13 protein-coding genes are annotated in these 13806 nt (G+C 40.6%); 8 read left to right on the forward strand and 5 right to left on the reverse strand.

The window, feature by feature from the left end; genetic code table 11:
* Window positions 1-313: 313 nt before the first annotated feature.
* From DBR32_RS14370 to DBR32_RS14380, 3 genes are all read right to left on the reverse strand, one after another.
* Window positions 314-958: a hypothetical protein gene (locus DBR32_RS14370; protein ID WP_124637062.1), complete on the reverse strand. Its 645-nt coding sequence runs from the start codon at window positions 956-958 to the stop codon at window positions 314-316.
* A 35-nt stretch (window positions 959-993) separates the two neighbouring features.
* Window positions 994-1539, reverse strand: coding sequence for a hypothetical protein (locus DBR32_RS14375; protein ID WP_124637063.1), 546 nt, complete (start codon window positions 1537-1539; stop codon window positions 994-996).
* A gap of 75 nt (window positions 1540-1614) precedes the next feature.
* A complete protein-coding gene (locus DBR32_RS14380) occupies window positions 1615-2862 on the reverse strand; it encodes a metallophosphoesterase (RefSeq protein ID WP_233559752.1) in 1248 nt (415 codons plus the stop codon).
* A gap of 132 nt (window positions 2863-2994) precedes the next feature.
* Between DBR32_RS14380 and DBR32_RS14385 the strand changes: the two genes are divergently transcribed.
* Together DBR32_RS14385 and DBR32_RS14390 are read left to right on the forward strand one after the other, a co-directional pair.
* Window positions 2995-3822, forward strand: coding sequence for a DUF2911 domain-containing protein (locus tag DBR32_RS14385; RefSeq protein ID WP_124637065.1), 828 nt, complete (start codon window positions 2995-2997; stop codon window positions 3820-3822).
* 277 nt (window positions 3823-4099) lie between these two features.
* Entirely contained in the window at window positions 4100-4498 is a 399-nt protein-coding gene (locus DBR32_RS14390) for a DUF6252 family protein (RefSeq protein WP_124637066.1), read from the forward strand.
* A gap of 99 nt (window positions 4499-4597) precedes the next feature.
* Here DBR32_RS14390 and DBR32_RS14395 read toward each other — a convergent pair whose 3' ends face one another.
* Together DBR32_RS14395 and DBR32_RS14400 are read right to left on the reverse strand one after the other, a co-directional pair.
* A complete protein-coding gene (locus DBR32_RS14395) occupies window positions 4598-5095 on the reverse strand; it encodes a hypothetical protein (protein ID WP_124637067.1) in 498 nt (165 codons plus the stop codon).
* Between the two features lie 140 nt (window positions 5096-5235).
* Window positions 5236-6006: a rhodanese-like domain-containing protein gene (locus tag DBR32_RS14400; RefSeq protein WP_124637068.1), complete on the reverse strand. Its 771-nt coding sequence runs from the start codon at window positions 6004-6006 to the stop codon at window positions 5236-5238.
* 124 nt (window positions 6007-6130) lie between these two features.
* Here DBR32_RS14400 and DBR32_RS14405 point away from each other — a divergent pair, with 124 nt between their 5' ends.
* The 6 genes from DBR32_RS14405 (at window position 6131) to DBR32_RS14430 (ending at window position 13798) form a co-directional block, all read left to right on the forward strand.
* The gene (locus tag DBR32_RS14405) at window positions 6131-7495 is read left to right on the forward strand and encodes an NAD-dependent succinate-semialdehyde dehydrogenase (RefSeq protein ID WP_124637069.1); all 1365 of its coding nucleotides are present in this window, start codon (window positions 6131-6133) and stop codon (window positions 7493-7495) included.
* A 128-nt stretch (window positions 7496-7623) separates the two neighbouring features.
* Window positions 7624-8397: a cyclase family protein gene (locus tag DBR32_RS14410; protein ID WP_124637070.1), complete on the forward strand. Its 774-nt coding sequence runs from the start codon at window positions 7624-7626 to the stop codon at window positions 8395-8397.
* Between the two features lie 47 nt (window positions 8398-8444).
* Window positions 8445-8789, forward strand: a complete 345-nt coding sequence (locus tag DBR32_RS14415) for a DMT family protein (protein WP_124637071.1) — start codon at window positions 8445-8447, stop codon at window positions 8787-8789.
* A gap of 66 nt (window positions 8790-8855) precedes the next feature.
* Window positions 8856-11795: a pitrilysin family protein gene (locus DBR32_RS14420; protein WP_124637072.1), complete on the forward strand. Its 2940-nt coding sequence runs from the start codon at window positions 8856-8858 to the stop codon at window positions 11793-11795.
* 162 nt (window positions 11796-11957) lie between these two features.
* Window positions 11958-12728: an MbnP family protein gene (locus DBR32_RS14425; RefSeq protein WP_124637073.1), complete on the forward strand. Its 771-nt coding sequence runs from the start codon at window positions 11958-11960 to the stop codon at window positions 12726-12728.
* Window positions 12729-12730: 2 nt separating this feature from the next.
* Entirely contained in the window at window positions 12731-13798 is a 1068-nt protein-coding gene (locus DBR32_RS14430; RefSeq protein WP_124637074.1) for a cytochrome-c peroxidase, read from the forward strand.
* Window positions 13799-13806 lie beyond the last annotated feature (8 nt).

Genomic DNA, 13806 nt, shown 5'->3' on the forward strand with positions numbered 1-13806 from the left:
TTAAAAAAATGAAGCCGATCTCAGGTAAGCTCCGACTCACAAAGAGTCCGGTATCTTTCCTATCCGATCCATTGCCACTTACGCAACTTCGTGAAAAATGTTATAAAGTGCGTTTTTTGACCCATTTATTATTTCTCAGCCTCGCTATTGCCCTACATTATTGACAGATTAATGACCATACACACGCCTTTACGAAAGATAAAACAGGGACTGGAGCCGTAAGCTTAGCTACCCTAGGGCCTGATAGCCTCATAAAAAAAATCCCGACTGGAAAAACCAGTCGGGATTTTTTTATGAGCTTGTTCTTTAAAACTTATTTAGTTTTTTTAGGCTCTACAAATTTCTTGAAGTTCATTGGCTTCATATTTGGCATTACTTCTTTTCCTTCTGCTTTGATGCTCAAGCTATCGCCGCTTAAATGCAGGATTTTGAATTTCATCGTATCTTTAGGAATATTCGCACCATTAGCCGCAGATGGGTTCATGAATAATAAGATCTCTTTTTTCTTAGCATCTTCTTTCCAACCAGTAGAAGTATCTACTTGATTTAAATTATCGGTAGCATACATTTTAACCAAACCATTTGCTTGGAAATCATATACTACTACACGTGTTTTTTCCATCTCGTCTTGTTTTTTCTTTCCTTCAAGCATAGAGGCACGCGCTTTCATTTTGAAACTGTCCAGATTAGTTGTTTTCAACATTTCTACTGTTTCTGCAGGAATTTGTTTTAACTCTTCTGGCTTCATTTTAGCCATTTGTTCTTTCATCATTTCAAATTCAGCAGGAAATGCTGTCATGGTATCAATGCTGGTTAACTGAGCCTTGAACATGGAATCTTGTGTTTTGGAATCAGGAACAATCTGCCATTTCTGAGCTAATTTTCCAGAACCACCTTCTTTACAGGCAGCCATCGATAACATCCCTAAAGCACTTAATACTAAAATTGATTTACGCATTGTATTGTTTTTTTATAATTGTTTAAGTTATTAATTTATTTTTTATGCCTGACATAATAAAAGGAATCCACGATTCTTCCCTGAGTCCTGGTGAGCAACAAACTATCCTTGGCCGTGGGCACGATATACAGGCTGGTACTGTCACTAAAACCCCAATCCGTAAAATGCTTCTTATTCGGCACCAATATCAGGTTAAGGTTGTTATCCTCTATGCTATACTGATAGACGGTATCGGTCTTATGCTGTTTTAAATTAGAAGAAAGTAAGTATCCGTCTTTGGTAAACTCCCAAACGAAAGATTTTGCCGGTTGCATGGCCATATCATAGTCGGCTTTAAAACTCTTAATCTCCAATGCCTTGATCGAATCTAAATCGGACACTCCATATTTAGCGATCAGAAATTCAGGCGCATTGGTCAGTTTATTCACCTCCGCCACATTATCCTGATAAGCCTGCTCAATCTGTGCTGTTTTTGCAGGAGGCAAGGTCATTAACCACTGCCCTACCAAAACACTTTTCTTTTTGCCGCAGGCTCCGAATATCAACGCAATACATACCGTAACCAGTACTCTCTTTTTCATAATAATTTGCAAAAGTAACAATATTTTGATATAGTAGAATATTTTAATGAAATATTACTATAAAAAACCATGTCTTTACGCAAATTCGATAATAGTGATCTCGGGAAGAATGCCTAAACGACCCTGATAACCCAGAAAGCCAAAGCCCCGGTTTACATATAAATGCTGGTCCTGATCTGTATAGAGACCAGCCCATTGTTTGTACATATACTGTACCGGGCTCCATTTCATCCAGGGTAATTCTATACCAAATTGCATTCCATGGGTATGCCCGCTTAGGGTCAGGTTAATATCGGGATACATTTGTTTTACCTGTGCATCCCAATGAGAAGGGTCGTGGCTCATCAAAACCTTAAAAGCCGTCTGCCGGGCTTCAAGACCTTCATAAGCCTTTTTCAGCAGGCCATGTTTTGGAAAGCGGTCTTTTGCACTCCAGTTCTCTACACCCAGCAAAGCAAATGCAGCGCCCCCTTTTTCCAGTACAACATGCTCATTCATCATCAGGTTCCAGCCCATTTGTTTATGATAAGCCTTCAATTGGTCCAGGTTTGCCTTCTTCTCTGCATCACTATTCCAGGTCACATAATCGCCATAATCATGGTTACCCAAGGTAGAATATACACCCAATGGGGCGGTTAGCTTGCTAAAAACGTCCAGATAAGGCTCTAGTTCTGAGGCACGGTCATTCACCAGATCTCCCGTAAATAAAACCAGGTCCGGTTGTTGCTCGAGAATCAGGTCTACGCCATGTGCCACAGCTGCTTTGTTGTCAAAACTACCGGAGTGTACATCTGAAATCTGCGCAATTTTAAAGCCTTTGAGGGCATCCGGTAAACCGGCAATAGAGAGTTTTATCTTTTTTATATGATAACGGTATCGATTGGTTGTACCCCATACAAATCCACCCATGATCAGGCCTCCGATCAGTAGGGATGCACGCGACAAAAATACGGAGCGGGAAATACGGTGCGGATCATCTGCAGCGATACTTTCTTGCGGTACGGTTTTAAAAAGACTGACGATCCATTGTATGAACCGGTAACCATCCCCTAAAAACAAAAGCACCATAATAATGATCTTCGCGACAAAAATGCCCATAATCAGGGCAATTGCAATCGCTTTAATGTTTTGCGGAAACTGAGGTCCCATGGTACGCATAAGTATCAGTCCCCCCCAGCCTAAAATCGAAATAAGGATATGTATAACGATTATGGATATCTTGAATTTTGGCTGCATCGATTTCGTAGCCATGCTTACAGCCACGTAACTATAATACTCGATGGCAAACAAGAGGATACCAATAAAAACAAAACTCCATTTCATTTTAAACATTTTGCAAATGTATACAGAAAGCGGGAATGTGAAATCAGCTATTTCATATTATTTAACATAAACTTCCGTAAAATATAGCGTAATATTGTGTCCTTCTTATTCTCAAAAAATATCATCAATATAATGAAAAAAATCTCCTTAGCATTAGCCATGGGTTTGCTTGTAGCCACAAGTAGCTTTGCACAAGAATTTAAAATGCCGGCGCCTAGTCCGACCGCTACTCTTTCTCAAGATTTCTCTACTTCTAAAATCGACATCTCTTACAGCAGACCATCGGTAAAAGGTAGAAAAATATTTGGAGATATCGTGCCTTTCGGACAAGAATGGAGAACCGGAGCCAATGGTGCGACAAAAGTTACTTTTGGAGAAGATGTATTTATTACGGGTAAATTGCTGAAAGCAGGTACCTACTCTTTGTATACCATTCCGGGTAAAGAAAGCTGGGAAGTGATCTTTAATGAAAGCACTGAAAACTGGGGCTTATCAGGATATGACAAAAAGAAAAATGTCCTTTCTGTGAAATTGCCTGCCATGCAGACTAACGTCATAGAAACGTTTTCTATTACCGTAGAAGACATTACTAAAAATACCTGTAACATCGTTTTGGCTTGGGAAAAAGCCCGTGTAGCCATCCCGGTAAAAGTAGAGAATGAAGCACGCATAGAAGCTTATATCGAAAAATCATTAAAAGGAGAAAATCCTCCTTATATGGTTGCTGCCAAATATTATCTGGAGCAGGGTAAAAACCTGAATGAAGCTTTGGGATATACGGATAAAGCGATTCAGGCTAATCCAAAAGCATTTTACATCCACTGGATGAAGGCTCAGATCTTAGAAAAACTGGGTAAAAAGAAAGAAGCGATTGCAGAAGCTAAAGTTGCAGCAGACGGCGCTAAAGGCTCTCCTTACGAAGCAGAATATGCTAATAACTATAAAGAAATCAGCAAATAATCCTGATTACAATACATAAAAAGAGCGCGGCTTATTATATAAGTCGCGCTCTTTTTATCTCCGGCCATTGTATTAGCCTGCCCATCAGATCATTTACCGGTGATCCCATAAAAAAACGGATTTACAAGGGATCAACTTCCAGTGGTTCATTTTCTTTATATTGAGTATCCACTTTTAGGAAACAAAGACTTAATTATTATTTTGGTTTCCATTTATAGCAACTGCTACCTTTTGCCTTGATGCAAATGGCGTGCATTACGATTATACACAAGAAATAATGAAACGGCAAACTTCTGTCGGCCTGTATAAATCGCCTACATTGGGTGCAAGATCCAGAAGTGACTCAGCCTTAAAATATGTGATACATGGGAGTAATAAAAATAGCTTTTTCAGCTCACCCGGAGCGGTTCAACTTCAGTTTCCCGTTAGTGGCATTCCCGCCAAAGATACTTTTATGATAGACGGGGTAAACGCTACTGCCAGCATTTGGTACTTTGGCCAAAGAGGCGATACTTACTTTGCCAAAGGAGGTAACCAAGGCAGCGGTAAAATCATTTTCTCCAAGAGAAATCCCAAAAGGCTAGAAGGCACTTTCGAATTTACCGCCATAAATCGTGTTGATAGCAGCGTCATAACCATAACTAATGGCAAGTTCTCTATTGTTCCCACTCCATAAAACTATTAAACATAAATACAATTAAAAAGCATAAAGACCACTTATAATAAGTGGTCTTTATGCTTTTTATGTCAGTACCTTATTCAATAAGGCCGCACTTTAGTTTGCTGTTGTAAAGTTTAAATACTTTTTAGCTGTACCATTTTCGTCATTTTGAGTAATAATGGCTACACTTTTCAATTCCTCTCTTTTAATCAGGAATTTATCTTCCGAAACGATCGTTCCGTTGAGGCAGATCCCATCATGAGGGGTATTTTTAATGGCATTGCTACCGGCAGCAAGCATTTTATAATCGGTAAAGCGATTGCCAAATACCGGCTGGGCAAGGATTACTCCACCTGCTGCATCTTTTCCATATAACTTAACTGCTTCTTCGCCTTTTACAATCCGGATGTCCTGTAAGACTATTTTATAGCGTTGAAAAGTAGCGTAATCGGTTTTAAAATCACCAATCACCACCAAAGGATTATTAAGGTCTGTATAAGATTGTTCTGTAACTGTTGCCTGACCCGTAACTTTTTGAGCAAGCACAGTAGTTGTTACACAAGCGCTGGCAGCGGTGATGCATAACATCAGAATTTTAGAAATAGTCTTCATATTAATTTGCCTGTTTTATATTTATAGAGGATATAAAATCTAAACAAATATATCAATTTATCTGTTCATTTCAAAGCCGGGATTAAAAAAGCGGTTGTTTCTGTGAAACAACCGCTTTTTTAATCCGTTTAAGGCGCTATTTAGTTCGCCATAAATTTACGGATATTATCTTCCGTATCCAGGCCAACCATTTGGTTTACTTTCTTACCGTTTACATACTTCACCACATAAGGCACACCCTGAATGCCCATATAAGCAGTCAATTCTTCAGACAAGTCAATGTCAATTTTTTGCACCGCTACTTTACCGGCAAATTCCTTTTCCATCTTTTCCAAAATGGGTGATAATTTCTTACAAGGCCCACACCATACGGCGCTGAAATCGACCACCAGCACCGGCGTTTCTTTAACCAATTTTTCAAAATCAGCTACAGAAAAACCTTCTCCGGCAGCACTTTTCGGACGACCATTCCCGGCAGGTGTTGCGGTTACCGCCGCTGTAGCTGTGGTAGCGGTAGACACCGGCAATTTATTACTGTTCCAGGCCAGCATGCCGCCTTCCAGATCATATACCTTTTTAAATCCGAGCGCCTTTAATTTGGTTGCGGCATCGGCACTACGGCCACCGCCTTTACAATAAACCAACACCGGTTTTTCCTTATCCAAATGTGCTACATTTTGATCAAAACCTGCGGCATCAACATTATTATTAACGGCACCCTCTATATGACCAGTCGCATACTCTTCGGGTGTTCTTACATCCAACAACTGAGCAGTGCCCTCTTCTTTTACTTTTGTTTCAAAAGCCGTTGCTTTTAATTTTTCTACAGAGGCCGCTGAGCCCCCCTGACAAGAACTTAAAGACATCAAAGACAGTACACCAGCCAGTAAGCTATATTTTAACCAATTCATCTATATTTATATTATGTTCGGAGCCAAAATTAAGGAAATAAATATTAGTTAATTGTGAAAGAATATAAAAGGCAACCAGGATAAGTTTATACCTTTATAATCCAATAAAAACACATTTATTGTCATGATCACTTCTATCAATCCCTACACAGGGAAATCCATTCGCAAATACAAAGAAGACACCCCAAAAATTATAGCCCAAAAACTGGAACGTGCCCATGAGGCCAGAGCGGCCTGGAGTGCACTCCCACTCTCTAAACGGGCAGGCTATTTAAAAAAACTGGCACAATATATACTGAAACATAAAGACACTCTGGGTGGCATCGCTACCGCTGAAATGGGTAAGCCGATTACCCAAAGTATAATCGAACTGGAAAAGTGTGCCTTTACGCTCAACTATTATGCCGATCAGGCCGCGACCTTTCTAAGTCCGGAGCTGGTGCAAACCGAGGCGAGCGATAGCTTTGTACATTTTGAACCTTTGGGCACCGTACTTGCGATCATGCCTTGGAACTTTCCGTATTGGCAGGTTTTTCGTGCGATGGGTCCGATACTCATCAGCGGGAATACCATGTTGCTGAAACATGCATCCAATGTAATGGGCTGTGCCAACGGGATTAAAGAAGCTTTGGATCAATGCGGCTTTCCGGAAGGCGTTTTTGACAACTTACAGATCACCTCAGGCAATACAGAAATGGTGATTGCTGATCCCAGGGTAGATGCGATTACCTTTACCGGAAGTACCGCCGCGGGTAAAAAAGTAGCCGCTGTGGCTGCGCAACACTTAAAAAAACAAGTACTTGAATTGGGCGGAAGCGATGCTTATATTATCCTGAAAGATGCCGACCTGGCGCTTGCGGTAAAAGCCTGTGCTACCTCACGACTGAACAATACCGGTCAGAGCTGTATTGCGGCCAAAAGAATGATCGTCGATAAAAGTATTGCGGCCAAATTTGAAAAGCTATTAGTAGCGGCTATGGAAGCCCGCACGTTTGCCGATCCGGCACTGCCCACGACCACCATAGGCAGTATGGCCCGTGCCGACCTGAGAGATGAATTGCATGACCAGGTAAACCGAAGTATTGAAAAAGGAGCGACCTTATTATGCGGAGGTTATATACCGGAAGGTAAGGCTGCTTGCTACCCTCCTACGGTCTTAACCGGCGTAAAAAAAGGTATGCCGGCTTATGAAGAAGAATTATTCGGGCCGGTAGCAACGGTAATTATCGCAGAGAACGAAGAAGATGCCATACGCATTGCTAACGATACCATCTATGGATTGGGCGGTGCTATTTTTTCTAAAAATGTAAAAAAAGCAACCCAACTGGCCACCTATGCTATCCATTCTGGTTCTGTTTTTGTAAATGACTATGTACGTTCCGACGCCCGCTTGCCTTTTGGTGGTATTAAACAAAGTGGTTATGGCAGAGAATTAAGCTATTATGGCATGCGTGAGTTTGTGAATATCAAAACCATCTACGTAAAGTAACGAATCATGTAATCATGATTTTCCATTTAAGGAAATAAGAAGGAATAATAATCCCAAAAGATGCGCTAAAATCATATGGTAAGAGCGCATCTTTTATTTTACCTTTGGTATGATAAAGCAGGATATCTATGAACATAATTGACCTCTCTAAACCCATACAATACAACAAGCAAGACCCATGGTTCATGCGGGTAAAAATCAAACATAAAGCACATAAAAGATCAAAATTACTGATTCGCTTATTGGGGCTACCATCCCGTTTGTTCCCTAAAAACTTTGAGGGTTGGGCAGATGACACGATTAAACAAATGGGGGTTCACGCCACTACTCATATTGATGCACCCTGGCACTATGCCCCTACAAGTGAAGGTAAGCCGGCAAAAACCATTGATGAGATCCCGCTGGAATGGTGTTATGGCAAAGGATTGGTTATCGACATGAAGCATAAGGCCGACTTTGATCCGATCACTGTTACCGACATAGAACAATTTTTACAGGCGCATGACTTACATATTGAACCCGGAATGATTGTGTTGATCAAAACCGGAAGAGATGTCTATAACGGCACTAAAGCCTTCGCGGAAAAAGGAACCGGCATGAGCGCAGCAGCCACACGGTGGCTTATTGACAAAGGGATAAAGGTAATGGGCATCGACCAATGGGGATGGGATCTTCCTTTGCGCTACCTGATCAAAAAGGCAAAAGAAATGAATAATCCCGATCTTTTCTGGGAAGCACACCTGGTCGGGCAGCAAAAAGAATATTGCCATATAGAACAGCTGGTAAATCTGGATGCATTGCCCTATTCCGGCTTTGACATTGCAGTATTTCCTTTAAAAATTGTCGGCGCTTCAGCAGCACCGGCAAGGGTTGTGGCCCTAATGAATGCCGCACAGGCTTAATCTGTTTATTCACTAATCATTACTGATCCTTTTTACCTTATTCTTTTATGAAGTTACTTACAGTAGTTTTACTCCTTATTGCCTCTAACATCATCATGACTTTTGCCTGGTACTGGCATTTGAAAGCCGGCAACAGCCATTTTCCCATCTGGAAGATTGTCCTGATCAGTTGGAGCATTGCATTATTTGAATACGCTTTTGCCGTACCCGCCAATCATTTTGGTGCCAGCTGGAATATCAAACCTTTCCAATTAAAAATCATACAGGAAGTAGTGACCCTCTCGGTATTTACAGTCTTTGCCATCACTTACCTCAAACAGGACTTCAGCTGGAATTATGTGTATAGTTTTCTCTTCATTTTAGGAGCGGTGTATTTTGCCTTCAAAAAATAAAGGGAAAGGCACAGCTTAAAAGGGTAAATATCCTATCTTTGGAACAATCAAAAAATTACAGATAACATGAATTTTATCAAGAACGTGACTGCGGCAGCATTGATTGTCGTAGGTAGTTTTCAGTTTTCTTTTGCACAGGATAGCAAATATCAGTGGAAAGAAAATACAGAGGGCGGGTATACCTATAAGTATGTGACCAATGATCCCTCAGGAGCCAGATTCTATACTTTAAAGAACGGTTTGACCGTAATTTTAAGCCCAAACAAGAAAAAACCACGTATCCAAACATATATCGCGACTAAAGCAGGTAGCAAAACGGATCCTTCTGATCATACGGGTCTGGCGCATTATCTGGAACATATGCTCTTTAAAGGTACTGATAAATTCGGTTCTTTGGATTGGGCAAAGGAAAAACCTTTATTAGATCAGATCGATGCCTTGTATGCTCAATATAATGAGACAACAGATGAAGCGAAACGTAAAGAAATTTACAAAGAGATCGACAGAATGTCCGGCGAAGCATCAAAATATGCTATTCCTAATGAATACGATAAGATGATGGCTGCTATGGGTGCCGAAGGAACCAATGCCTTTACCTCTTTTGAACAAACAGTATATGTTGAGGATATTCCAAGCAATGCGGTAGATAAGTATCTTGCCGTACAAGCGGAACGTTTCCGCAACCCGATCCTGCGTTTATTCCACACCGAGCTGGAAGCGGTATACGAAGAGAAGAACAGGGGTTTGGATGAAGATAGCCGCAAGTCTATTGAAACAATGTTTGCTGCTTTGTTCCCGAACAATAACTATGGTAAACAAACAACAATCGGAACGATTGAGCACTTAAGAAATCCTTCCTTAAAGGCGATCAGGGAATATTACACGACCTATTATGTACCCAATAATATGGGCGTAATTATGTCCGGTGATTTTGATGCCAATACGGTAATTAAAAAAATAGATCAGGCTTTTGCTTACATGAAACCCAAAGCGGTTCCCGCTTATGTATATGGTAAGGAAACAGAGATCAAAGCGCCTATCGTAAAAGAAGTGCTTGGTCCTAAACCTGAAAATGTGATGATCGGCTTCCGTTTTCCGGGTGCGGCAACAAAAGATGCCCAAATGCTGGAATTGGTGGGTAATATCCTAACCAACGGATCTGCAGGTTTAATTGACCTTGATCTGGTGAAATCTCAGAAATTATTGAGTGCATATGCTTTCCCTTATATCCTGAAAGACTACTCTATGCTGATTCTTCAGGGTAATCCCACGCAAGGACAGTCTTTGGATGAGGTAAGAAGTTTATTATTGGCTGAATTAGCAAAACTGAGAAACGGTGATTTTTCGGATGACCTGATCCAATCGATCGTGAACAACGAGAAGAAAAATGACATCTCACAAAACGAAGAATATAGCTCCCGAGCCAATAACCTGATGGATAACTTTACCTCAGAACTGGATTGGAGTACTACGATCAGCTATCCTGATGTAATCAGCAAGATCACGAAACAAGATATCGTTAATTTCGCAAAGAAATATTTGAATGATGATAACTATGTAATCGTATACAAAAGGAAAGGAGAAGATAAATCTATCGTGAAAGTGGAAAAACCACCAATCACTCCGATTACTTTAAATAAAGACGTTTCTCCCTTCGTAAAACAAGTAAATGCTTTGGCTGAAACGCCGATCGCACCACTTTGGGTAAACTATACGACCGATATTAAAAAAGGAAATGTAGGTCCTGCAGAATTACTGTCGGTTCAAAATAAAGACAATAGCTTATTCCGTATGTATTACCACTATGATATGGGTAAATGGAATAACAAACTATTGCCGGTTGCCGCAGGATATTTGGAATACCTGGGTACAAAAGACAAGAGCACTGAAGAATTCAGTAAACAATTCTACAAATTAGCATCTTCTTTCAATGTATCTACTGCCAATGAAGAAACTTATATCACCTTAGATGGTTTGAATGAGAATTTTGAGGCTTCTGTTGCCTTGCTGGAAAATTTATTGAAGAACTGTGAAGTGGATGAAGAAGCATTGACCGCATATAAAGCCAAGCTTAAAAAATCCAGAGCAAATGCGAAGGAAAACAAAAGCGCAATCATGGCGGGTCTGAGATCTTATGCCCAATACGGTGCACAAAATCCATTCAACAATGTATTGTCTGATCAGGAGTTAGATAAGCTTACCGCAAAACAATTGGTAGACATTTTACACCAAATGGTTAATTACAAGCACCGTGTTTTGTACTACGGACCAAAATCTGTAGCGCAATTACAAACAAGCTTAAAACCATTACATATTGTACCGGCTCAGTTTACGGCTATGCCTGCAGCAGCAAGTTTTACGGCAGTAAACACTACTCAAAACCAGGTTTTATTTGCTAATTATGATATGAAGCAAGCAGAAGTATTCTGGTTTAGAAACTCGGAAAAATACAATGTTGCAGAAGCGCCGACTGTGTCTTTATTCAACAACTATTTTGGTGGCGGTATGGGTAGCGTAGTCTTCCAAACCATCAGAGAGTCTAAAGCATTGGCCTATTCTACTTATGCGTACTTTGGTTTACCATCTAAAAAGGAAAACAGAAGCATCGTAGGTGCTTATGTAGGTACACAAGCCGATAAGATCAAAGAAGCTGTGGTGGGTATGAACGAATTGTTAAACGTATTACCGGAATCGGAAAATGCATTGAGCAATGCGAAATTAAGCCTGGCCAAATCATTAGCCAGTGAGCGCATTACCCAGGACGGTATCATCTTTAGTTATCTTGCCGCTAAGAAATTAGGCAATACTACTGATATCCGTAAAAATGTATATGAGCAAGCGCCAAAACTGACCTTTACCAACTTAAAAGCGTTCCACACTAAGGAAATGAGTAAAAAGCCTTACGTGTATTGTATCGTTGGTAACGAAAGTAGCTTAAAAGAAAGTGAATTGGCTCAATACGGAACATTCAAAAAATTAACTTTGGAGGAAATATTTGGTTATTAATCCCTTCGGAAAAACATAAAGACAATGGGCAGATCGGTTTCGATCTGCCCATTGTCTTTACAAAACATCCTATCCGGCAGCGGTGTCTTGCAAAGCAGCTGCGTCATAAAAATGTAAAATAAAATATGTATATTAGCGCATATTTAAAAAGAAAATATTAACATGAATAACAAAACCGCTAAGCAATATTTGTCCCTAACCGTAATGGCCGGGATTATGTTATTTACCTCCTGCGACAAAAAGAAAACGCCTGAGGCCGCAAAAGGAACCGCCACCGTACAAATCGCCAATAAAGCGGGCAGTCAAACCCTAGTACTGAATACAGGCACCTATCTCAATCAAAACGGAGATACGTTCTCTGTAAATATGTATAAATACTACATCAGCAATATTGAACTCATCAGAGAAGACGGTTCTTCTTATAAAGAAGACTATAGCTATCACTTGGTTGATGAAGCCCAGACTGCTTCAAAATCTTTCCAGTTAAAAGCCATCCCTGCCGGTACTTATACCAAAATGAAAGTTGTATTGGGCGTAGACAGTACCCATAATGTGTCCGGCGCGCAAACCGGTGATCTGGACCCCATACTCGGTATGTTCTGGGAATGGAATACCGGTTATATTATGGCCAAAATAGAAGGCCGCTCACCACAATCGGGTAATACCCAAAAAATCATTTCCTTCCATTTGGGTGGGTTCTCCGGCCAGTATTCTTCTGTAAAAACGGTTATGTACAATTTACCTCAGGCCCTGAACATTACGGCAACCGGCAGTCCTAAAATAAATATCGAATCCGATATCTTAAAATGGTTTTACGGGTCAAGCCTTATCAATTTCCAAAACTACAATGCCATTACATCCGTCGGCCGCTTCTCTTTTGAAATATCCGAAAACTATAAGAATCACTTAAGCGTAAAAAGTATAGAACCTTAAATATGCGTTTACCGACAACACATAAAAGAAAAATATTAGTGATTGCCTCTTTGCTCTCCCTGATCATTTCCACTCAGTTATTAAGCTGCCGCAAAAGTGAAATAGTTCTGGATGAAAATTTTGCGTTTATCATTCCTACCGGATGGCCGCAACCTTTTTACAATTTTGAGCAAAATCCGGTGAGTAAAGAACGATTTGAGCTAGGTCGAAAACTGTTCTATGACAAGCAATTGTCTATCAATAATTCAATATCCTGCGGCACCTGCCATCAGCAATTTGCTGCTTTTGCACAGATTGATCATGACATTAGCCACGGTATCTTTGACCGTGTAGGCGCCCGGAATTCTCCGGCTATTTTCAATATGAACTGGAATACCTCTTTCTTTTGGGATGGCAGGGCAAACCATATTGAAGTACAGCCATTGAACCCGATTACCGATCATAATGAAATGGGTGAAACCATCGAAAATGTTGTTGTTAAACTCAGTGCTGATGCCCGCTACAAACCCATGTTTCAAAAAGCATACGGAGATGAAACCGTCAGCTCCCAACGGATCCTGAAAGCCCTCGCGCAATTTATGGGCATGATGGTATCAGACCGGTCTAAATACGACCTGTACAAACAAGGCAAAGCCAGTCTGAGCGCTCAGGAACAAAGCGGATTGCTCGTTTTTGAAGCACAATGTGCCACTTGCCATAAAGCACCGCTGTTCTCTGACTTTAGTTTCCGGAGTAATGGCCTGCCTTTAATACTGAATTCAAGAGGGGTGATCGATAGCGGCAAAGCGGCTGTACCGCCATTTGCAGCAGAAAACCTGTATAAATTTAAAGTGCCCAGCTTACGCAATCTTAAATATACCAGGCCTTACATGCATGACGGTAGGTATACGACTTTAGAGCAAGTACTGGATCATTATGCACAAATCGACCCGAATGCGGTTAATCTTGATCCACTATTACAAAACAGGATTATCCTTAGTCCGGTACAGAGAGCCGATCTGCTGGCCTTCTTAAATACCTTAAATGATGAGGCATTTGTAAAAGATAAACGCTTTGCCGAGGTGCAATAAATTCATAA

It is taken from the genome of Taibaiella sp. KBW10 (assembly GCF_003852495.1).
Taxonomy (GTDB): domain Bacteria; phylum Bacteroidota; class Bacteroidia; order Chitinophagales; family Chitinophagaceae; genus Edaphocola.

What these genes read in the sequence shown, in the direction of transcription:
- DBR32_RS14425 (WP_124637073.1), top strand. Translation starts at nt 11,958, where the DNA reads ATGAATAACAAAACCGCTAAGCAATATTTGTCCCTAACCGTAATGGCC.
- DBR32_RS14385 (WP_124637065.1), top strand. Translation starts at nt 2,995, where the DNA reads ATGAAAAAAATCTCCTTAGCATTAGCCATGGGTTTGCTTGTAGCCACA.
- DBR32_RS14370 (WP_124637062.1), bottom strand. Translation starts at nt 958, where the DNA reads ATGCGTAAATCAATTTTAGTATTAAGTGCTTTAGGGATGTTATCGATG.
- DBR32_RS14395 (WP_124637067.1), bottom strand. Translation starts at nt 5,095, where the DNA reads ATGAAGACTATTTCTAAAATTCTGATGTTATGCATCACCGCTGCCAGC.
- DBR32_RS14380 (WP_233559752.1), bottom strand. Translation starts at nt 2,862, where the DNA reads ATGAAATGGAGTTTTGTTTTTATTGGTATCCTCTTGTTTGCCATCGAG.
- DBR32_RS14430 (WP_124637074.1), top strand. Translation starts at nt 12,731, where the DNA reads ATGCGTTTACCGACAACACATAAAAGAAAAATATTAGTGATTGCCTCT.
- DBR32_RS14390 (WP_124637066.1), top strand. Translation starts at nt 4,100, where the DNA reads ATGAAACGGCAAACTTCTGTCGGCCTGTATAAATCGCCTACATTGGGT.
- DBR32_RS14410 (WP_124637070.1), top strand. Translation starts at nt 7,624, where the DNA reads ATGAACATAATTGACCTCTCTAAACCCATACAATACAACAAGCAAGAC.
- DBR32_RS14420 (WP_124637072.1), top strand. Translation starts at nt 8,856, where the DNA reads ATGAATTTTATCAAGAACGTGACTGCGGCAGCATTGATTGTCGTAGGT.
- DBR32_RS14415 (WP_124637071.1), top strand. Translation starts at nt 8,445, where the DNA reads ATGAAGTTACTTACAGTAGTTTTACTCCTTATTGCCTCTAACATCATC.
- DBR32_RS14400 (WP_124637068.1), bottom strand. Translation starts at nt 6,006, where the DNA reads ATGAATTGGTTAAAATATAGCTTACTGGCTGGTGTACTGTCTTTGATG.
- DBR32_RS14375 (WP_124637063.1), bottom strand. Translation starts at nt 1,539, where the DNA reads ATGAAAAAGAGAGTACTGGTTACGGTATGTATTGCGTTGATATTCGGA.
- DBR32_RS14405 (WP_124637069.1), top strand. Translation starts at nt 6,131, where the DNA reads ATGATCACTTCTATCAATCCCTACACAGGGAAATCCATTCGCAAATAC.